This window comes from Pseudomonas sp. FG13 (assembly GCF_057809755.1).
This window is the reverse complement of record NZ_JBMDKO010000001.1, coordinates 484,264-504,869: the sequence shown is the minus strand read 5'-3', so window position 1 is coordinate 504,869 and position 20,606 is coordinate 484,264. Positions and strand designations below refer to the sequence as shown.

Annotated in this window: 19 protein-coding genes and 1 pseudogene; 7 read left to right on the top strand and 13 right to left on the bottom strand. The window is 58.8% G+C overall.

Annotation, left to right across the window (positions count from 1 at the left end):
- Positions 1-70: 70 nt before the first annotated feature.
- Both ACODTO_RS02245 and ACODTO_RS02240 read right to left on the bottom strand, forming a co-directional pair.
- Positions 71-994, bottom strand: a complete 924-nt coding sequence (locus ACODTO_RS02245; protein ID WP_489105902.1) for an NADP-dependent oxidoreductase — start codon at positions 992-994, stop codon at positions 71-73.
- Between the two features lie 49 nt (positions 995-1,043).
- Positions 1,044-1,487, bottom strand: coding sequence for a DoxX family protein (locus ACODTO_RS02240; protein WP_175385444.1), 444 nt, complete (start codon positions 1,485-1,487; stop codon positions 1,044-1,046).
- Between the two features lie 343 nt (positions 1,488-1,830).
- Between ACODTO_RS02240 and ACODTO_RS02235 the strand changes: the two genes are divergently transcribed.
- Entirely contained in the window at positions 1,831-2,307 is a 477-nt protein-coding gene (locus ACODTO_RS02235; protein ID WP_139642223.1) for a DoxX family protein, read from the top strand.
- A gap of 326 nt (positions 2,308-2,633) precedes the next feature.
- Complete coding sequence (locus ACODTO_RS02230; protein ID WP_241802186.1) at positions 2,634-2,942, top strand: phage head morphogenesis protein; 309 nt, start codon at positions 2,634-2,636, stop codon at positions 2,940-2,942.
- Between the two features lie 3 nt (positions 2,943-2,945).
- On the opposite strand, the gene ACODTO_RS02225 is transcribed toward ACODTO_RS02230, so the two are convergent.
- The 3 genes and pseudogenes from ACODTO_RS02225 to ACODTO_RS02215 form a co-directional block, all read right to left on the bottom strand.
- On the bottom strand, positions 2,946-3,665 hold the full coding sequence (locus ACODTO_RS02225) for a hypothetical protein (RefSeq protein ID WP_139642221.1): 720 nt from the start codon (positions 3,663-3,665) through the stop codon (positions 2,946-2,948).
- A 296-nt stretch (positions 3,666-3,961) separates the two neighbouring features.
- Complete coding sequence (locus ACODTO_RS02220; RefSeq protein ID WP_257225594.1) at positions 3,962-4,960, bottom strand: Abi family protein; 999 nt, start codon at positions 4,958-4,960, stop codon at positions 3,962-3,964.
- Positions 4,961-5,090: 130 nt separating this feature from the next.
- Positions 5,091-5,241: pseudogene (locus ACODTO_RS02215) on the bottom strand (DUF3077 domain-containing protein); the annotation flags it as partial.
- A gap of 531 nt (positions 5,242-5,772) precedes the next feature.
- On the opposite strand from ACODTO_RS02215, the gene ACODTO_RS02210 reads away from it, so the two are divergent.
- The 4 genes from ACODTO_RS02210 to ACODTO_RS02195 all read left to right on the top strand — a co-directional run bounded on the left by ACODTO_RS02210 (position 5,773) and on the right by ACODTO_RS02195 (position 8,775).
- Positions 5,773-6,126 (top strand): DUF6124 family protein, encoded by a 354-nt coding sequence (locus ACODTO_RS02210; protein ID WP_175385446.1) that lies wholly within the window; start codon positions 5,773-5,775, stop codon positions 6,124-6,126.
- Between the two features lie 293 nt (positions 6,127-6,419).
- Positions 6,420-7,061 carry a LysE family translocator gene (locus ACODTO_RS02205; protein WP_139642213.1) on the top strand — a complete coding sequence of 214 codons (642 nt, stop codon included), beginning with the start codon at positions 6,420-6,422 and terminating at the stop codon, positions 7,059-7,061.
- Between the two features lie 377 nt (positions 7,062-7,438).
- A complete protein-coding gene (locus ACODTO_RS02200) occupies positions 7,439-8,140 on the top strand; it encodes a type 1 glutamine amidotransferase domain-containing protein (RefSeq protein ID WP_489105901.1) in 702 nt (233 codons plus the stop codon).
- Positions 8,141-8,214: 74 nt separating this feature from the next.
- Entirely contained in the window at positions 8,215-8,775 is a 561-nt protein-coding gene (locus ACODTO_RS02195; protein WP_139642207.1) for an OsmC family protein, read from the top strand.
- 77 nt (positions 8,776-8,852) lie between these two features.
- On the opposite strand, the gene ACODTO_RS02190 is transcribed toward ACODTO_RS02195, so the two are convergent.
- From ACODTO_RS02190 to ACODTO_RS02165, 6 genes are all read right to left on the bottom strand, one after another.
- Positions 8,853-10,127: an OmpP1/FadL family transporter gene (locus ACODTO_RS02190; RefSeq protein ID WP_489105900.1), complete on the bottom strand. Its 1,275-nt coding sequence runs from the start codon at positions 10,125-10,127 to the stop codon at positions 8,853-8,855.
- 67 nt (positions 10,128-10,194) lie between these two features.
- On the bottom strand, positions 10,195-10,974 hold the full coding sequence (locus tag ACODTO_RS02185; protein ID WP_139642203.1) for a thioesterase family protein: 780 nt from the start codon (positions 10,972-10,974) through the stop codon (positions 10,195-10,197).
- A gap of 79 nt (positions 10,975-11,053) precedes the next feature.
- Positions 11,054-12,346: a beta-ketoacyl-ACP synthase II gene (gene fabF, locus ACODTO_RS02180; protein WP_217510090.1), complete on the bottom strand. Its 1,293-nt coding sequence runs from the start codon at positions 12,344-12,346 to the stop codon at positions 11,054-11,056.
- Positions 12,347-12,373: 27 nt separating this feature from the next.
- Positions 12,374-15,463, bottom strand: coding sequence for an efflux RND transporter permease subunit (locus tag ACODTO_RS02175; protein WP_489105899.1), 3,090 nt, complete (start codon positions 15,461-15,463; stop codon positions 12,374-12,376).
- On the bottom strand, positions 15,460-16,563 hold the full coding sequence (locus tag ACODTO_RS02170) for an efflux RND transporter periplasmic adaptor subunit (protein WP_464711537.1): 1,104 nt from the start codon (positions 16,561-16,563) through the stop codon (positions 15,460-15,462). The genes ACODTO_RS02175 and ACODTO_RS02170 overlap by 4 nt, the downstream gene beginning before the upstream one ends.
- Positions 16,564-16,637: 74 nt before the next feature.
- Positions 16,638-17,261: a TetR/AcrR family transcriptional regulator gene (locus ACODTO_RS02165; RefSeq protein ID WP_489105898.1), complete on the bottom strand. Its 624-nt coding sequence runs from the start codon at positions 17,259-17,261 to the stop codon at positions 16,638-16,640.
- A gap of 92 nt (positions 17,262-17,353) precedes the next feature.
- Between ACODTO_RS02165 and ACODTO_RS02160 the strand changes: the two genes are divergently transcribed.
- Complete coding sequence (locus ACODTO_RS02160; RefSeq protein WP_489105897.1) at positions 17,354-18,814, top strand: efflux transporter outer membrane subunit; 1,461 nt, start codon at positions 17,354-17,356, stop codon at positions 18,812-18,814.
- Between the two features lie 96 nt (positions 18,815-18,910).
- On the opposite strand, the gene ACODTO_RS02155 is transcribed toward ACODTO_RS02160, so the two are convergent.
- Complete coding sequence (locus ACODTO_RS02155; protein ID WP_464711534.1) at positions 18,911-19,717, bottom strand: oxidoreductase; 807 nt, start codon at positions 19,715-19,717, stop codon at positions 18,911-18,913.
- 167 nt (positions 19,718-19,884) lie between these two features.
- A complete protein-coding gene (locus ACODTO_RS02150; protein ID WP_139642191.1) occupies positions 19,885-20,505 on the bottom strand; it encodes a TetR/AcrR family transcriptional regulator in 621 nt (206 codons plus the stop codon).
- Positions 20,506-20,606: the final 101 nt, after the last annotated feature.

The window sequence follows — 20,606 nt, the reverse complement described above, 5'->3', positions numbered from 1 at the left end:
CTGTCCAGGGAAAATCCCCGATGAAAAAAGCCGGGCTTCCGCCCGGCTTGGTTCGCTACCGATTCCCGGCTTACCGACGGGCGTCGAGCACCAGCTTGCCACGGATATGCCGGTCCTGGCTCTTGCGCAGTGCGTCTTGCGCCTGGGACAACGGCAGCACTTCGACCTCGATCACCAGCTCGCCGGTTTCGAACAGCGCGGCGATCTCCTGAAGCTGCGCGCCATCGGAGCGTGTGGCGAAATGCTTGCCGGTCGCCCCAACAGCCTCGGCCCGCCTGGCATCCGGTGGACTCACCGGGGACACCAGCACACCGCCAGGCTTCAGCACCGACCAGGAGCGTTCCTGGGTATCGCCCCCGACCAGATCCAGCACCACATCGACCGGCTCGACCGCAGCCTCGAATGCCGCCTGGTTGTAATCGATCACCTGCGCGGCACCCAACTTGAGCAAGTAGTCATGGTTGCGCGCCGAAGCCGTAGCGATAACGGTGGCCCCCGCAATACGCGCCATCTGCACCGCCATGCTGCCGACACCACCCGCAGCGCCGTGGATTAGCACCCGTTGGCCGGCCTTGATCTGCCCGTGCTCATGCAGGGCCTGCCATGCGGTCAAGGCGACGGCCGGGACACCGCCGGCGTGCAACGCCGACAGCCGTTTGGGCCGATGGGCGAGACGGTCCGCACTGGCGACCACCTCAGTGGCGTACCCACCCACGATATTGATAAAGCCGAACACCTCATCGCCGATGGCGAAGCCCGTGACCTTTTCTCCTATGGCCGCCACACGACCGGCGACCTCGACGCCAGGGGTGTAGGGCAACTGCAGCGGAATGAAAGCCTTCATGGCACCGGAAAGAACCTTCCAGTCAATCGGATTCACCCCGCTACCGGCCACCTCGATCAGCACCTCCCCCTGGCCTGGCACTGGTGATGGAAGTTCCTCGAACGACAAACCTTCGACCTGCCCGTATTGCGCTACGCGAATCGCTTTCATATCTCACCTCATAAGAAGAATGGCGAGCCGGCAGGGAGCCGGCTTCGAGTCACGCGCGGCGCGCGTCCAGGCTGAAACGACCGGCACCAAAGGCGACAACCTGCAACAGGCCGCCCGCCATGGCGATGTTCTTGAAGAAGTGGATGAACTGGTTCTGGTCGCCCAGTTGGTTGTGGAACGCCAACGCGGTGGCGACGCTGAACAAGGCCAGCCCGGCCGCTATCAGTCGCGTGCGGTAGCCCAGGATCAGCGCGATACCCCCGCCCACTTCCACCAGGATGGCGATGGCCAGCGCCAGGCTCGGGAACGGCAGGCCGACCGATTCGATGTAGGCGATCATGCCGGCCGACGCACCGATCTTGGAGACGCCAGAGAGCAGGAAGATGGCGCTCAACAGGATACGCCCGGAGAGCGCAACCGATGAAGACAGTGTGCTGGCGGAGCCGATGGCAGTGTTGGCAAGGGTGCTGGACGACAGGTTGGAATGAGTCATGGCGATTTCCTCTGGAAGGGCCCACCACCTTGGTGAACCGCAATGAGGGAAATTCTGCGGGTAATTCACTTATCTAAAAAGACGCCTAATTTCGATTATTAGGTTTCATAAAATAGAAAAGCTTGAACCCTATCGAAGGGTTATGGCTTTGCGTTGTACGCAGAACTGGAGCCGGCCGATTGTTGTTCTGCCTTGAATTCACATGGCAACTTCACAGGATTTATCTCTACGCCCCAAACAAGAAGAATGCCCGCAAGCCCGCCCAGGTACACCGCACCGTCTGTCCCGGAGCCCGTACCGACACCCCGGCTCCTAGTCATCCGCCGCTGCGCAAGGACTCCCCATGACACGCGAAACCGCATCGCCATTACGCTCCGTTCTGACCACGCTGAGCACACGAGCCACGGACCTCGAACCTTATCTGTACGCCTTGCTGCGAACCGTCTTCGCTGTCGTGCTGTTGACCCACGGACTCCCCAAGGCGCTGCGAACCTCCCACGGCTCGATGGCCGATCCCATGGCCGCATCGATCAACCTCATCCAGAACGTGATGGGGCTGCCTTTTGCTGCGCAACTCGCTTTTCTGGTCATGCTGCTGGAAACAGCAGGCGCCCTCCTGCTGGCGATGGGCCTCGCCACGAGGCTGGTCGCCCTGCTTATCGCCCTTCAAATGCTTGCCATCAGCTATGCGCTGGGACCGACATGGCCCTGGATAGACCGGGGCATCGAATTTCCGGTGTTGATGGGGTTTCTGGCGCTCTACATCGTGGCGCGCGGCGGTGGAGCGTATTCGGTGGATGCACGCTTGGGACGGTACTGACCTCGTTTCAGGCATGGGTAGGCACGTCCGTGGCCGCGCAGGCACAGTCCGGGATAGGCTGGCACAAATTGGGACAGCCTATGCAATACCCTTGCGGCCGGTGCAACAGGAGTCAGCCGTCACATACTCGGTCAGATCAACTAGCAGTTCTGGCCGCTTGCTTCGGAAGTCACTCGACACTCATCGTCGACAGCCAGGGCAACGCAGATCCCATCCAGCTCGGCAGCCCGCGTCGCCTAAAAACCATCTACCAGACCGACCTGCAGAGCGCCTAAATGGCCGGGCGCAAAGCCAGCCTGGAACAGACCACCGAGCCCCCGTACTGAATGTACATTGCCATCTTCGACGGAAAAACCCGTAGCAGCCACCGCGCCATGCACAGCCAGGTCTTGCGCCACGACGACCCCATCTGGTCAACCATCTTCCCGCCCAACGGCTTCAGCTGCCGCTGCCGCGTCATCGCCCTGAACGAAGCCGCTGTCAAACGCTGCGGGCTTACCGTTATTTCCAGCCAACGGAAAAGCTTCACCGAAACCATCGAGACCGGCACCGACAAACGCACCGGCGAGACCAGAACCGCCACCGTCACGGGCCTGCGAATCACCAACGCCCAAGGCCACGCCATCACATACTGAGTTCTAGTTAGTGTAAAGCTTTGATATGGCCACTTCGTAATTTGTTTTAATTAAAAGCTTACCCGCTATATCGGCACGCCTATAAATTTCTCCTTTAAACCCCATTATCATCTCAGCCAGATCACTCAGGGTTTTATCTTTAGGCTCTAGGCTAAGTCGTGTATAACGCATACCTTGGCAAAACTCCTCATCATCAAAGTAATCGAACGCAGATTCGACATATGAATCTATATAGGACTCAATGTGCATGACATGATCAAGCAGCATATCAAGCCGTTTGTTGTTCGAGCGAGAAGCAGTGTAGCCTAGCCGTTTAAACTCTCCTCTTAAATACCCTATTTTAATTCTTCGATCTATAAGACTCGATCGTATTTGCTGTGCATTTTTCAATGCATTCCTAACTGTGCGCCTCATAACATCATTTTCTTTATATCTGCTTGCTCTCGGCAAATTATGTGTAACATCTAATGCGCCGATATACGCTGGGGAAAGTTGCTTGAGAGCGTTTTCAACAGATTTAAGGGCCTCCCACAGCTCTGTTGCTTTTTTATAAGCATCGCTCATTGCGCTTTCCTTGAACTTGTCCCGCCATTTGGCGGTTTTTCGTAAAGCAACGAGACTGATTGCTGCTGATAAAAAAGCGACAATATTACTGATAGCTGTGGAATTCAAAACAGTCAAAAAGGTTGATAGCCAATCCGTTAATTCAAGAAGCTCTTCCATTAGCACCTCCAACGCCGCACCTAAATAGTTGGGTTCTTCTAAATGTTACAGTTTCTAAATATTGTCTTTGAGTGGTCCCACCATTGAAAAATTCGACGAGCTGGATCCACGGAAATGAGCGCGAGCAAATTTTCCAGGCATTGCTGCCGTACATGCAAGTCTATGATCGCCAGTTGCTCATCGAGCGACATAGTCGCTACCTGTAACCATCCGCGCAGGCAGTGTCAGCCTGCGCTTTCCCCTAAGACCTCAAGCGCAGCCAATACCAAAACGACCGTCCCACAGCGTGGGGACAGTCATATCCCGAACAGTCCCCGAGGGAATCCGGTTTCATCGGGAAAGCCCAGCGCCGCCAATAGGCAGCCAGGTAACACGGGTTTAGCGTCGATGACGTCGGCCACCTGATGTATCCATTTCGAGTTGACGCCGATGTTTTTGACCAGATACCAGAGTACCGCGATCAGACCATAAAGACGACTCGTCGCATTCGAGTCGAGGCCGAGCCTCTGGAAGTAGGGATCGTTTGGCACGGTGGGTACAGGATTGGCTGAAACCTGGTTCCAGATGCGGCTATGGTGCGCACACCGGTTGCGTAGGATGCTGATCTCCTGGAGCCATTCTTTAAGAATTTTTGCATGAGTGAGGCCGAACCGTTTGCAGACTCTGTTCCGATGGCCGTCTTTGAGTATCTCGTAGTACTTCGATGCTATTCCAAAGTCCCATGCCTCGACGATCACCCAAAAGGGCATTGCTTTACGCTGCTGTCGATGCCACTCGATACTGTCCTCGCGGCTACGAGCAATTTGCTCTTCTTGACGCTTTGACCAGTCGTTCCAAATGTTGCGTGGCTTACCCTGTTTGGTCGTGAAGGTCCTGGTTTGCGAAGGATTGATATAGCGGATGTCCTGATAGGCCAGCGGGTCGTGAAAACCCACCTCGTGAGCGATTGCCGAGCGTAGGTGCACCTCAACGCGCTCAATGGCGTCCAGCATCAGTTGGCGCAATTTTTTGTCGAACAGATAGAGTTCAATAACGGAATCGAAATGGGTGCCTGGGGTAAACGCGTTTTGACGTCGTGGTTTTTTACCAGCGGCGCACAGCACCACATCTCCCCTGGCAGTACGAAGGAATTCACGGCACGGATACCAGAATCCGCTCAAGCGGTAGTAGCCAATCTGACTGAGTTTACGTTTGGCGCGGGGCACATCGAGGATCTGCATACCACGACTGGTGAGCAGAGTGCACAGATCGCTATAGGATCGAAACGGCTTTGGCGGAGCTAATGGCTGCGACATCCTTTGTCCAGAAACAAGAAGGCCCGAACATAGTGCTGGACTGAGCCAGCACCAGAGGTTCGGGCGCTATTGGGTTAAGTATCTGCGCTCATCACCGTGGCGTCAATGCGGCGTGTGCCCCTGTGGACCGTCATGGTTTTACCCCGTACAGGTCCAGCCCGGATTTGGGCGTAACGGCCATTACCACGCCATTAATGACCGCCTTTGCCCAACACTGTGAAATGATGCGCAGCCCAGGCGTGTCGGTCGGTATCGCGTATGAACGCTGCGTCTTTGGCAAACTCATCGGGTACCAATCCCGGTCGCTGAATTTGCAGCGACCTGAGGAAAATATCCCGGTGAAGCGCTAGCCATCAAGATCGTTACGATTAAAAAAACACCGTAAAAAACACCTCCTACGCAACTATCGGAGTTTGCCTACGACCCTGAAAAAGCTCATCCATTTTATCCAACGGGTCGAGTACTCCAGCCATACACCCCCGTAACACCGAGCCCTAATCCCGAGGCTACGTCACCTTGCGCCTTTGCCTACAACTAAGCCAGAATCCGCCCGATTGTGTGCCCCGGGCCGTACCGGTAGCTTGGTTTCCGTCACTGCTCATCAGTGATCGGGTTTAGCGACCCGAACCGTAGGCACATAAGCGTCCATGCTTCGTTGCGGGATCTAACTGCAATGACGTTATGGCGGCTGTATGTAGGAGACCTTCGGGTCTACCGGGTGCCTATGTCCGGTTCGCTAACCTGCGTGCAGTCGCCACCATTCTGTTTAGCGACAGGTCTTGGCGGCTCCCATTCCCCATAGGAGCGTCATCATGTTCAAAGTAACTCCCAACCCTCCGCAAACGGACCCCAGCTCCAACGGCCTCGACCCAAAGAAAGTCCAAGAGGCCACCGATCGGGCGTTGGATTTCTATCTGAACCCGAAAGACACCGACGCCGGAACCGACACACCCCCGGGCCAACTCTTCACCGTCATCGACGGCATCGACACTGAAAGTCTGCTCGCCAACCTCAGCGAGAGCCTGGCCTCGGCCAACGCCATGATCAACGACCTGGCGTTCGACCTTGAGGGGTCGCGGCGGCATGTTGCGCTGGGTATTCAGCAAGTCATCGAGTTGAGTGAGCTGTTGGCAAATCGGGCGTTGGATAACGTCGATCCACGCTAGCACCCAGCCTGTAAAGCAAGGCCGAGTCGGACCGGCACGGGAGCGTTGAGCCACTAAGCGCTATAAGCTCCCGTCACCTGCGTGTATCAGCCCAACTCACGTTGCCCGGAGCCGATCCCGGATTCCGGTATCAAGACATTGTAAAACGCGTCAAAAGCCTTGCCCCCTGCGCAAAAATCTAAACCCTATGTACCTCGCCCCCAGAGCCCAAGTTTTTCGCGCTCGGCATCAGGTAGGCTAAGAGAGTCCTGTACTATGCCCCCTCCCCGCCAACCACTTATGAACGTGAAAACATGGAACTGCACTCAGTCTTGGCCTTTACCCTGGTCGCCGCGATTGCTATCGCTAGCCCTGGACCTGCGACGCTGATGGCGATCAACAACAGTCTGGCGTACGGGCCGCGTTACGCGGTGTGGTCATCCTTGGGCAATGCGTGCGGACTGTTCTGCCTGTCGGCTGCCGCGATGTCCGGCCTGGGCGCCTTGCTCGCCAGCTCCGAATGGATGTTCAACGCGGTGAAAGTCCTGGGGGCCGGCTACCTGTTCTACCTGGGTGCGAAGCAGTTGTTCAACAAACGCCCGATCCTCGCCCAGGATGTGCAGCCGGACGGAAAAGCAGCGGCCCCGTCGCGAATGAAGCTCTACAAGTCGGCGTTCCTCACCGCCGCCACCAATCCCAAAGCAACCATGTTCTTTACCGCCCTGTTCCCACAATTCATCGACCAGAGCGCAGCGCTGCTGCCGCAATTCCTGCTACTCACGACAATCTTCATGGGGTTGTCGCTGACATCATTGAGCGTGTACGCCCTCGCGGCAGCTCAGGTCAAAGGCTTGCTGACCCGCCCGGCGTTCTCCGTGTGGATCAGCAGGCTGGTGGGCTCGACGTTCATCGGCTTCGGCGCGGCTATTCTCGCCATGCGTCGACCTACCGCTTGAGAGCAGCCCAGACTCCGGCGTGAACACGCCCGTCGAAGGCCACGGCGAAATAACTATCAGCCGATAAGCGCCAGCCTGCCCATCGCCAGCCAACTGCTCTCTTCCTCGAGAAGAACTGCACCTGCCTGAAGCAAACTCAAGGCTAGAAGATTTTCTATCGATAAAACACATTTAATCTCGTTTGTTGACCGCCAGAAATGACCGGAAAATCCCAACCAAGCCAGGGAGATTAACCCAAGAAATCAGGGCAGCAGAGTCATTTGACGCTGCCTTTCATAAAATAGATTTTCTTTCGTGCATCACTGACCCTGGCTTGGGTGGCAGAAGCGTCGAGCTATGCCCCGGTTTCGTTTCTCAAATCCAACGGGAGAACCACCATGAGCCACGTCAATAAACAGAAACGCATCCTTCTCATCATGTCGTCCCTCGACGAGATGGGCATCAGCGGCAAGCAGAGCGGCACCTGGTTTCACGAGTTGGCTGCGCCTTACTACATCCTGACCGAAGCAGGCCATGAGGTGGTCTTCGCATCTCCGGCTGGCGGCGAGGCCCCCATTGATCTGTTGAGCATGAAGGCGCCCTTCACCACCGAGTACACCGATCGCTTCCTCGCCGATCCGGTCGCCCTGTTTGCCGCCAGAAACACCCGCAAGCTGCGCAACATCGATTACAGCGGCTTCGACGCCGTTTTCTTCCCGGGCGGCTACGGCCTGCTTTGGGACCTGGCGTCCGATTCCCATGCGATCAAGTTGATCCGCGACTTCTACGAATCCAACCGCCCGATCGCCATGGTCTGCCATGCACCGGCCATCCTGCGCGACGTCAAGAAAAGCAACGGCGAGTATCTGGTCAAGGGCCTGAACGTCACTGGTTTCAAAAACGCCGAAGACAGCGAGATCGAACTGCTGCATCACTTGCTGTTCTCGCTGGAAGATGAACTGAAGGTACGCGGCGCCAAGTACAGCAGCGCAGCCAACTGGGAACCGCACGTGGTCGTCGACGGCTTGCTGATGTCTGGCCAAAGCCCGGCGTCGGCCGTCCCCCTTGCCGAAACACTGCGTGAGCGCCTGAAAGGCTAAAGCGACCGAGGGAGCTGTCTTTTTCAAAGAGAGAGCTCCCTCATCGCTCCGTCCCCGACGACTGGAGATATGAGATGAGCAATAACCTGAATGGCATTGATGTCGCTGCCCTGCAGCAGTTTTCGAAAAGCGTGGCCGCATCACCGGCGGCAGGTGAAGTTCGCTTCAGCGTGAAGACAAAATGGCAGCATCAGACGCGCACAGTGGCGACCGTCAATCACTACACCCTGGGTGGCGAAACACACCAGCGCCACTTTGAAATTGCCGCCGACGAACCGCCAGAGTTGCTGGGCACCAATTCCGCTCCCAATCCTCAGGAACTGCTGATGGCCGCTTTGAACGCTTGCCTGTCAGTCGGCTATGTGGCAAACGCCGCCGCCATGGGCATCGAGATCAGGAGCCTGGAGATCGAGACCGATGGCCGCCTTGATCTGCGCGGTTTTCTCGGCCTGGATGAGAACGTCAACCCAGGGTACGACGAAGTTGGCTATGTAGTACGTATCAGTACGGACGCTGAACCCGACAAGGTCGAGGAACTGCACCGGGTGGTCAGCAGGACATCGGTGAACCTGGCGAATTTTTCCAAGGCCATTCGCATGGTACCAACGTTGGAAATCCAGGGCTCGAATACATAAGGAAGACCAAAAGCCGGGATCTGCCTCAAAACACTGAAAAGCGCCTCCGTTCGCAGAGGCGCTTCATCGTTAACGAATCAGAATTTATAAGTGATGGAAGTACCGAACCCACTGGCACTGTTCTTGTATTTGGAGCTGTAGGCGCCCCTGCTGGCTGAAGCGTCGTTGACCTTCACGCTCTCTTCCCACAGATAGGAGTAAGCGAGGTCGACGGTGACATTGTCCACCGGCGTCCACCCGGCGCCCAAGCTGACCACCGTGCGGTCTCCCGTTGGAATCCGTGGCGAACGGTTGGTGTTGTTGGTGGGGGACTGATCCACCGAAAAGCCAGTACGCAGCACCCATTGCTTATTGAGCTGGTACGAAGCGCCAATCGCGTGCGCCCAGGTGTCGTGCCAGTTCTCCTCTTCAGTAACACTGCTCAACGTGCCGCTCAGCGCCGCAGGCAATCCGCTGTTCTCGATGGTAATGTCCTTGAAGCGACTCCAACGTGTCCAGGTGCTGCCCAGGTACAGGGTCCAATCGTCATTGAGTTGCTGGGTCACCGAGAAGTCCACGGACTCGGGGGTGTCCACGTCCAGCGAAGCATCGTAGCTTTCACCGCTGAGCCCCAGCAGGGAAAAGACGCCTCCGGTGACTTTGGTCTTGGCATTGTCCAAGTGATAGCTGACTTTGGAATGGTAGGTCATGCCCACCCGCGTGCTGTCCGTGGCTTGCACCAGAATACCGGCGTTGAAACCCAGGGCGGTGTCATCGCCCTTGCTGGTGAGTTTGCCGTCATTGGTACCGGGACTGAAGGGGTTCAGGACCATTGCCGACAACTCACCGCTGATGCGGTTGATGGTCGGACCGAAACCGATGGAAACCCTGTCATTGAAGGCGTAGCTGACCGTCGGTTGGAAGGTCAGTGTCTTGACCTCGCTTTTGTTCGTGAAATAACGACCGGCGAACCCACTGCCATAATCCGTTATCAGACCGAACGGCGCGTAGAAGCCGACACCGAACGCCCAATGTTCATCGATGGGATTGACGTAGTAACCCATGGGCACCGTGACCACGGGCACCATGTCGCCGTCTTGCTGGCCGCCGAATGTGCTGCGCGTCTGGCTGATGTCTGATTTGGCGAACAGCGTTGCAGCGCCCACACTGACCTGTTCTCGCTTCAAGCGAGACATGCCTGCCGGGTTACCGAAAACGGTGCTCGCGTCATCGGCGGAAGAGGATCGACCGGCAAAACCGGTGCCCATCCCACTGATGCTTTGTTCATTGAGCGCAAAGCCGCTGGCGAACAGTTGCGAAGAGGCCAGTGCGACAGCAAGGCCAAGCGGAGTCTTGAGGATCATTTTTTTCATTATTGGATCTCTAGGGTGATGACAGCTAGGTGTTGCAGGGAAAACAGTGGCCTCGGCTCTTTCGGCTTCAAGCGAAAATCGCCACGGTCTGGCGTGCCCACAGCACCCGCAGACCGCTTTCATCCCAGATCTCCATATCCTGGACGGAATAGCCCTCTTGGGTTTGTTGGCTGAACGAATTGATCAGGAACCATTCGCCGACCACGGCGGGTTGCGGCAGGTCGATGGTCCAGGACACCGAACTGATGGCGGCCGGCTCGGTAAAGCAGGTCATGGCCGCGGGCGGTAAGCTGTCGGCCAGTGCGATCAACGCGACGGCCGGATCGACCCCCTGGGCGTCCAGATGACGCACCCACATCAGCAGCTCAGGATTTTCAGCACCCGACACCGGCAGCGATCCGCCGGCCGGGCGCATCTCGAAGTTGTAGGCGCAGGCGGGCGCAACTCGTCTGTCCAGCTCTAGCGTCCGATGCTCGGAGGGCCCTCCCACGGACGGACATTCCCATGAGTCGTGCCGGATCCGACTGGCACGCGGATGGGCAAACAGCAACGTCGTGCGTAGCGCCAGTTCATCCCCCGACAGGCAGTCAACCGCCACCGAGGTGACCGATCGACCCTCGCGCAAGACGCTGGTATTGAACGTCTGTGCCTGCGTCACCGGGCCGATGAAGGACACTTGGGCGGACTTGAACGGCGGCAGTTGCCCACCATTCACCAAGCGCACCGCCTGCAACGACAGAGCCGCGGAGAGCCCGCCAAATACGGTCCTGCCTTGCAACCAATTGGCGGGGGCCGCGAAAGGCCTGTCAGGGTCGAACTGATTAACCAGCTGGGAAAATGAAGTCACGGTCTTTTCCTCTATGGGAAACAGAACATTCAGAATCGATACTCACGATGAGAACCTACGCAGAACATTCACGTCGTGATCATGGCGCCGGTTCCCAGCGACGGAACAGAACGCTGGCATTGACGCCGCCGAAGCCAAATCCATTCGAGAGCGCATAGGTGATCGAAGCCTTGCGTGCCGTCAGGCCAACCAGGTCGAGTCCACTAGCGGCCTCGTCGGGATTGAGGAGATTCAACGTCGGGGGAATGATCTGGTCCCGCAAAGCCAGCACCGTGAAAAGCGCTTCGATGCCCCCCGCCGCTCCCAGCAAATGCCCCGTGGCCGACTTGGTCGAGCTGATCGCCACGCCTGAGTGGTCGCCGAACACGGACCTGATTGCCGCCAGTTCGCCCTTGTCGCCCACCTGCGTCGAAGTCGCATGGGCGTTGATATGCTGTACCTCGCCAGCACTGACACCCGCCTGGCGCAAGGCTTGTTCCATGGCGCGCCGGGCTCCATTCCCATCTTCCGGCCCTGCGGTCAGGTGATAGGCATCCGCACTGGTGCCGTACCCCACCAGCTCCGCCAGGGGCGTCGCTCCGCGGGCGAGCGCGTGCTCCAGCGACTCGATCACCAATAGCCCTGCCCCTTCGGCCATGACAAAGCCGTCGCGATCGCGATCGAACGGACGCGATGCTTCCTGTGGCCGCTCAGCAAACCCGGTGGACAGCGCGCGGGCGGCAGCAAAGCAGCCCAGCGTCACCCGGTCGATCGCCGCTTCGGTGCCGCCGCAAATGGCGATATCGGCTTCCCCGCTTCTGATCAGTCGCGCTGCATCGCCAATGGCTTGTACGCCAGCGGCACAAGCCGTCACCGGCGCGCCGAGCGGGCCCTTGAAGCCGTTCTGGATAGAGACATGACCCGCGGCCATGTTGGCGAGGAATGACGGTGCGGTGAACGGCGATAATCTACGCGGCCCACGAGCATCCGTGGTCCGTACAGCCTCGGCAATCGCGCCGAAACCGCCGACACCGGAAGCGATAATGGTCGCGGTCCGCTGTTGTTGCGCTTCATCCGTGGGATGCCAGCCTGCCTGCGCCAATGCTTCATGGGCGGCCATGAGCGCGAATTCGATGAAGCGGTCCATCTTCTTGCGCTCTTTGGGCGCAATGATGCGGTCGGGCGCATAACCGGCAACGGGATCCTCTTCCAGTGTCGGCACTTGCCCCGCCACTGCGACGCCGGTGCCCTCACCGATTTCGTCCGGCAGGCTGCGAATACCCGAACGGCCGTCCAGCAACCTGCGCCAGACCTCTTCCGTGCCGCATCCCAGGGGGCCGACAATACCGCCGCCTGTGACAACGATTCGCTTTTGATCATTGGAATTCATCATGAAACCCTCTTGATTCTGAGTCGACGTTCAGTTGACTGCCAATGCTTCGGTTCTAGTTGTGTTGTCAGGACGGATCTTGAACCAGATGGCATACATCGCCGGCAGGAACACCAGCGTCATCACGGTTCCACCGAATGTCCCACCGATCAGTGTGTAAGCCAGGGTTCCCCAGAACACGGAATGAGTCAGCGGGATAAAGGCCAGGATGGCGGCCATCGCCGTGAGCAGTACCGGTCTGGCGCGTTGCACCGTCGCCTCTACAACCGCATGGAATGGATCGAGCCCTTCTTTCTGGTTGTGATCGATTTGCCCGATCAGGATCAGCGTGTTGCGCATCAGGATGCCCGACAGTGCGATCAGGCCTACCAGGGCGTTGATGCCAAACGGCTGATTGAAGATGAGCAGGGTCGGCACCACACCAATCAATCCCAGCGGCGCAGTGAGGAACACCATCACCATCGCGGACATTGAGCGGACCTGCAAAATGATGATCAGCAGCGTCAGGGCAATCATGATCGGGAACAGCGGCAACATCGCCTTTGAGGCTTTCCCCGACTCTTCGATCGAACCGGCTTGTTCGATGCGGTATCCGGCCGGCAGTGTGCTGATGATCGGCTGCAGCTCGTCCAGGATCTTCGTGGAAACGTCCGGCGGCTGCAGATCCTCGGCAATGTCCCCGCGTACCGTGATGGTGGGCGTACGGTCACGACGGCGCAGGACCGGATCTTCCATGCGCACCTCGACACTGCCGATCTGCGACAACGGAACCCGCTGGCCGGCCGAGCCAACCAATGTGAAGCCCTGGATTTTTGCCGGATCGAGGCGGATATCGCCCGCTGCACGCCCCACCACTTGCACGGAACGAATGTCTTCGCGCACAAACGTGATCGGGATACCCGACAGCAGGAACTGCAATTGCTGCCCGACCGTACTGGACGTCAGCCCAACCGCCTGCAATCGGTTCTGGTCCAATGAGAAATGCAGTGTCGGTATGCGCGTCCCCCAGTCGGTGTTGACGGTCCTCATCATGGGACTCGCCCGCATGACAGCCTCGACCCGGCCGGCAATCTCACGCAGCCTGGCGAGATCCGGTCCCATCACCCGGTAAGCGACAGGAAAGGGGGAATACGGACCGAACACCAGTTGGGTAACCCGCACACGGGCTTCAGGCGCGAGCCCGTCAGCCACCGCTTGGCGGAGACGGTGCTTGAGGGTTTCACGCTCCTCCTGGCTACCTGTCAGCACCACCATCTTGGCGAATGAGGGATCGGGTAGCTCCGGCGCCATCGCCAGGTAGAAACGCGGCGAACCTTGTCCGATATAGGACGTGACGATTTTCGCTTCGTCCTGCTTTTGCAGCCAGGCTTCAATGCTGGCCGTCGCCGCGCTGGTCTGCTCGACGGAAGTGCCGTAAGGCATCTGCACTTCAATCAGGACTTCGGGGCGATCAGAGGCGGGGAAAAACTGCTTCTTGACCAGGCCCATGCCAAGGATGGCTACGACAAAACAGCCAATCACCGCCCCGGCCACCAGCCATTTTCGAGCGATGACCCGTGTCAGCAACCGGCGAAAACGATTGTAGCGAGGTGTGTCATAGATGGCCGCGTGGCCACCCTCGACTTTTTTGACGTGCGGCAACAACTTCACACCCAGGTAAGGCGTGAAGGCCACAGCGACCACCCAAGACGCGATCAGGGCAATGCCCACGATCCAGAACATGTTGCTGGTGTACTCGCCCGCGGACGAGTGCGCGAAGCCGTTGGGCATGAAGCCGACAGCCGTCACCAGCGTACCCGCGAGCATGGGGGCGGCGGTATGGCTCCAGGCATAGGCCGAGGCCTTGATCCGGTCGTAGCCCTCCTCCATTTTGACCATCATCATTTCGATGGCGATGATGGCGTCGTCCACCAGCAGGCCCAACGCCAGGATCAGTGACCCCAGGGTAATGCGGTCGAAATTCTTGCCGGTAGCGGCCATCACCATGAACACCACAGCGAGGGTCAACGGCACGGCCGCTGCCACCACCACGCCCACATGCCAGCCCATACTAAGGAAACAGACCAGCATCACTACCAGCAACGCGACGAAGAACTTGATCATGAATTCGTCGACGGCCGAACTGATATTCACCGACTGATCGGTGACCTTGGTGAACGTCATGCCCAGCGGCATGCCTTCGTTGATACTGACCGTCTCGGCATCCAGGGCCTTGCCCAGGTCCAGGCCGTTCCAGCCTTCGCGCATCACGATACCCAGCAACAGGGCGGGCTCGCCTTTGTTGCGGACCAGAAAGGTTGCCGGGTCTTCGTAGCCACGCTCGACCGTCGCAACATCCGAGAGCTTCAGTGCCCGCCCCTGCACCACAATCGGCGTATCACGAACTTTCTCGAGTTTGTCGAACGCGCCATCCAGGCGCACGAATACCTGCGGTCCCTTGGTGTCGATGGAGCCGGCGGGCGTCAGCACGTTCTGACTGTTCAGCGCGGCAAAAATGTCCTGGGGGGAAAGCCCAAGCGTTGCCAATCGATCATGGGAAAACGACACGAAGATACGCTCGGACTGCTCGCCGATGATGTTGACCTTTTTCACCCCCGGCACATGCAGAAGGCGCTGGCGCAGCGACTCGGCATCGCGGGCCAGCAAGCGCTGCGGCTCGCCCTTGGCCTTCAACGCAAAAAGCGCAAAGGTCACGTCCGAAAACTCATCGTTGACCATCGGCCCGATGACACCGGCCGGCAGGGTTTTCGCCTCATCGGCAATTTTCTTGCGGGCCTGATAAAACTCTTCCTGCACTTCCGCTGGCGGCGTGGTGTCCAGCAGCGACACCATGGTGAAGGCCAGCCCCGGGCGCGTGTACGTTTCCGTGCGGTCGTACCACTTCAATTCCTGCAAGCGCTTTTCCAGCGGCTCGGCCACCTGGTCCTGCATTTCCTGCGCAGTAGCACCCGGCCAGGCAGAGATGATCGTCATCTGCTTGACGGTGAAGGGAGGGTCTTCCGCACGCCCCAGGCCGAAGAACGCCAGGACCCCGGCAAGCGTGATCAGAACGATCAGGAAAAGGGTGATCGATCGCTCACGAACGGCAAGGGCCGAGAGATTGAAACGCCCCTCGCTCATGGCTGGTTCCCCTTGGCGACCACCTGTTCCTGTTGCGCCACCCGAACCTCAGCACCCTCGTGCAGCAAATGCGCGCCCAAGGCCACGATCTGTTCGCCCTGCTTGAGGTTACCAACGACCGTGGCCGTGTCATCGCCCAGACCGAGGACCTGGACCGGACGCCACGAGACTTTTGCCGGTTCGCCGGAAAGCGCCCATACACCGGGGCCATCACCGGCGTCAAAAACAGCCGCGACAGGCACTCGCAGTGCTTGCCCTGGCGACTTGTCCTGGGCGATATCCAGCGTGACGGTCGAACCGAGTGGTGCATTAGCCAGCGCGCCTTCCAGCACGTACCTGGCCTCGAAGGTGCGCGTTACCGGGTCGGCGGCATCGGAAAGCAGCCGCAGCTTCGCAACAGTGGCTACCTTGCCGTTACCGTACAACGTCGCCTGGGCCACCGAGCCCACGGCCGGGCGCAGCGTTTCGGGCAGATCGACGCTGGCTTCGCGTTGTCCGGCGCGTGCCAGCTTGACGACTGGCTGTCCCGCGCTGACGACTTGGCCGGGTTCGGCCAGGGTATCCATCACAACGCCATCGGCGTCGGCCAGCAAGGTCGCATAGCCCATGGCATTGCTTGCCACATCGGCCTGCGCCTGCGCCGCGCTCAACTGCGCCTTTGCCGTGTCCGCCGCGGCCTTTGCCTGGTCGTATGCAGAGGCCGAGATCGCCCCTGCCGCCACCAGCTCGCGATTACGGGCCTCGTCATCCGCCGTCTGCTTGGCTTGCGCCCGGGCGGCGGCCACTGCCTGCTGCTGCGCACGCGCCTGCAGGCCAAGGTCGACCGGGTCCAGGCGCATCAGTGGTTGGCCACGCTTGACCGTCTGGCCGGCATCCACCAGACGCTCCTGCACTTTCCCCGACACTCGAAAGCCAAGATCGCTCTGGACGCGAGCGACCACAACGCCAGTGAACGAACGCGCGATGTCGACCGAGTTCTCGACGCCCGCGACCCTCACCAGAGGGGGCTGGGTGCGTGCGTCGACGGCGGTCGATGAATTACCGCACGCCGCCAGGACGAGAGGCATTAAGCAGACGGCAACAGGTTTTAGCCGAAGCATGGTTCGCTACTCAATAAATAGAACAGGAGTGCATCTTCAGTCTAGTGACCAATAATGTCAACAGTCACAAAATATCAGAACGACTGCGCTGAAAGGCTGCGTAACATCAGCGTCGATAGAAGCGCAGCCGCCGACGAGGCCGTATCAAGGTTGTATTGGAGTTGCACGGGATTGGCGTAGGGCTTCATGACCAGGTAGATCGTCAGGACGGCTTCATCCAATGGGGTTTTCCTCTCGAACTCCCCGGACTCACGCCCCTCCAGGACGATTTGCCGGATCAGTTGGCGCAACCGCTCGTCATGCGCCTGCGCAGGAAGCCACTGCTCGCGAGCGGCCACAGCGGCAATGTCGTAGAGCTTGCGGTCATGAAAGAACAAGTCGCTGCCCGCCTCTGTCAGCGCCCGAAACAGACGCTTCAATTTCTCGGAAGCCGTCGGTGCATCCTCGATCGCTGCATCCACAATCGCCATGATCATGACCAGACGATTGGTACAGATCACCTCTCCGATCGCCTGCTTGGAATCGAAAAATTTATAGATATAGGCCTTGGAGAAGCCAATGGCCTTGGCGATGTCAGACACGGTGGTCTTCTCATATCCATAGTGGCCAAAGCGCAATGTGGCAGCCTCCACGACTTGATCGCGGACACTATGGTCTGACGGCCCACGTATCTGGGGTGCATGCATGTGTTTAGTCATTTTTCCAGCTTAGCCCCATGCACCTCCATTGACAACGAGTGACCAATTGGTAATATCGTCACGAACAGTATCTGGCTAAACCTGGAGTCGTCATGCCTTCCCTCCGTACGCTTGCTCTGCTTGTGAATACCAGCTTAATGGCGGGCTGCGCGGTTGGCCCGGACTATCAGCGACCGGACGCTCCGCTGTCGGATAGCTACCAGGCTCAATCCGCCGTTCAACAAAGGACGGCAGCCCGCACGGCAAACTTTGCCAACTGGTGGGAAGGCTTCGGTGATCCATTGCTCAGTGACTTCATCGCCAAGGCGCTTGCGCAGAACCTCGATCTGGCCCAGGCCTCCGCACGGGTCGCCCAGGCTCGCGCGGGGCTTGGCGCGGCAACCGCTGCCCTGTTGCCGTCGGGCAACATCAGCGGACAAGCCGCACGCGCCTATCAGTCCGTCGAAACGCCATTGGGCCAGGTGCTCAACTCGACGCCTGGCTATGATCGCTATGGCAATTTGTATGAACTGAACCTCGGCGCAAGCTGGGAGCTGGATGCGTTCGGCGGCTTACGTCGAGGCCGCGAGGCGGAGCTGGCCGAATACCAGGCGTCCGAAGCCGGCTTCAGCGCGACGCGCCTGGCCGTCGCCGCGCAGACCGCGGACATCTATATCACCCTACGTGGCCTGCAGGCCCGGCTGGCCATTGCCAATCGACAGGTCAAGACGCAACAAGACCTACTGGAGAAAGTACAACTGCTCCACGGCAAAGGGCTTGCCGCCGAATTTCAGGTTCGCCAGACCGAGGGTGCGCTTGCGCAGGTTCAAGCCACAGTGCCGGTCCTCAACACCGGCCTGGATGCTGCAATGAACGCACTGGATGTCATCCTCGGCACCCCACCCGGCACTCACCGGGCTCAATTGACCACGACGGGGACGATTCCTCAGGCGCCGCAGATTACCTCAGCCGGCGCGCCCGCCGATCTGCTGCGCCGCCGGCCAGACCTCATCGTGGCCGAGCGTAAACTGGCGGCATCCAATGCCCGCATCGGCGTGGCGATCAGCGAGTACTACCCGAAGTTTTCGCTCAGCGCCTTGATCGGCAGCGCAACAGCCGTCTCCAGCGGTCATCTGTTTTCCAGCGGGGCCAGCCAGGCCTCGGGGGTCCTGGGGTTGCGCTGGAGACTTTTCGATTTCGGCCGAATCAACGCGCAGATCGATCAGGCGAAAGGAGAGGAAGCCGAAGCGCTTGCCGCCTATCGCCAGTCAGTGCTGCGTGCCACCGAAGACGTCGAGAACGCCTTCTCCGCGCTGGTCAACCGCGAGGCACAGGCATCCACGCTGACCGGGGGTGAAAGCGCTTTGACCCATGCTCGACAGTCGTCCTTCATCGCTTACCAGAAAGGCTCGGCCAGCCTGATCGACGTCCTGCACGCCGATGAAACACTGCTGCAGGCATCCGACGCCAGAGCGCAGGCCCAAACCGAGTCGGCACGCGCAGCGGTCGCGGCATTCCGGGCGCTCGGCGGTGGCTGGCAGCCGATTGAAAGCCAACCCGTGGCTACGCGCTGATCGCACGTCCCTGCTCCAGTAGATGAGACCGTCATCGATAAGCACGGTCTCACCAAGCATGCCTTCCCTGAGGTCGTCACAGCTCGAAGGCATGCCTCAGCTCAGGCCAAAGGTTTTTCTCAGGCTGGAGTCGACCGGACTTGCCGGCATGAAACGGCGCAGCTTGCGCAAGAGAGAGGCCTCGCCTTTGGGCGTGCGACGCATTTTCCACACGCCCAAAGCCGCCTCGACAATCGTCGCCGCCACGCCGTCGGGGCTCGGTGCTCCCTGGACACTTTTAACAATCGCACGGGTCACCGCATCGCGGTCTTTGGCATAGGCCGGAATGCTGCCAGCCGTTTGCGGCGCATTGAGATCCAGGTTGGTCTTGGTGAATGACGGCTCGACCAGCACCACGCGGACACCGAATTTGCGCACTTCATGATCCAGAGACTCGGACATCCCCTCGACAGCGTGCTTGGAGGCCGAGTAAAGGCCCATGTACGGCGCAGGAAGAAAACCCAATACCGAGCTGACGTTGACGATTCTTCCCGAACGCTGTTCACGCATATGCGGCAGTACCGCGTGTGTCGTACGCAGGACACCCCACACGTTGGTATCGAATAGCGATTGGGCTTCGGCAATCGACGTTTCTTCTACCGAGCCTACCAACGATCCACCCGCGTTATTGACCAGCACATCAACGCGTTTGGCCTGAGCGATCACGGTTTCGATGGCGCGTTGAACGGAAGCGTCGTCGCGAACATCCATCTCGACAAGTTCGACACCCGGCAGTGGGTCCGATTGGGTAACACTGCGTACGGTGCCAAACACCTGGCAACCTTGCCTGACAAACAATTGGGCAGTGGCACGGCCAATGCCCGATGAAACACCGGTGACAAGGACAACTTTAGCGTTCGACATAGCAGTTCCTCTGGTAAGGGGTCATCGAGATACCCACTCTCTACCGAGTAACCATTTTAGTCAATGGTCACAATCCGGGTGTGGCGATTCCTCGCAGGGAAATACGGCTTCCTGCTTTTATGAATTGAGGGAAACGCAGCTGACCGCTGTACCTGTACCGTCGGGACTCAAGGCATGAGGCTACGCAGCACCAGATTGGCGATGCTGGTGGATGCCTCTTCAACGCCATCGAGGCTGTATTGCAACAGCAATGGATTGATGTACGGACGCAACGCCAGATAGATGGCATTGACCGTTTCATCCAGGGGCGTCTTGCGTTCGAACTCACCCAGCTCACGCCCATCAGAGACGATCTGCCGCACGAATGCCCGAATGCTGGCCTCGTAGAACTGGGCGCTAGGCCAACTCTCTGACGCCGCGGATGCCGCAATATCGTAGAGCTTGCGGTCGTTGAAGAACAGGCTGACACCGGTGACGACCGCGGTTTTGACCAAGCGGCGAAAGCGCTCGGTGGCACTGAGGGACTCCACGCTGACCGCCTCGTCCACGGCCGTGACAATCGTCTCCAGGCAATTGCTGCAAATGGCTTCGCCGATGGCCTGTTTCGAATCGAAGAACTTGTAGATGTAGGCCTTGGAAAAACCAATGGCCTTGGCCAGGTCCGATACCGTGGTTTTGCCATAGCCATAGCGGCTGAAATGCTCATTTGCCGCTGCGACAATCTGGGCTCGGATTTCATGGTCGACAGGACCACGGACGTTGCGCGAAGGGAAGGATGATGGATTCATGGCGCCAGCTTACCTGTCACCCCATGGGGTGACAAGCAATGACCAAAATACAATTTAGTCACAAATTTACGTCTTCCAGGTTCAAGTTTTCATCAACGATG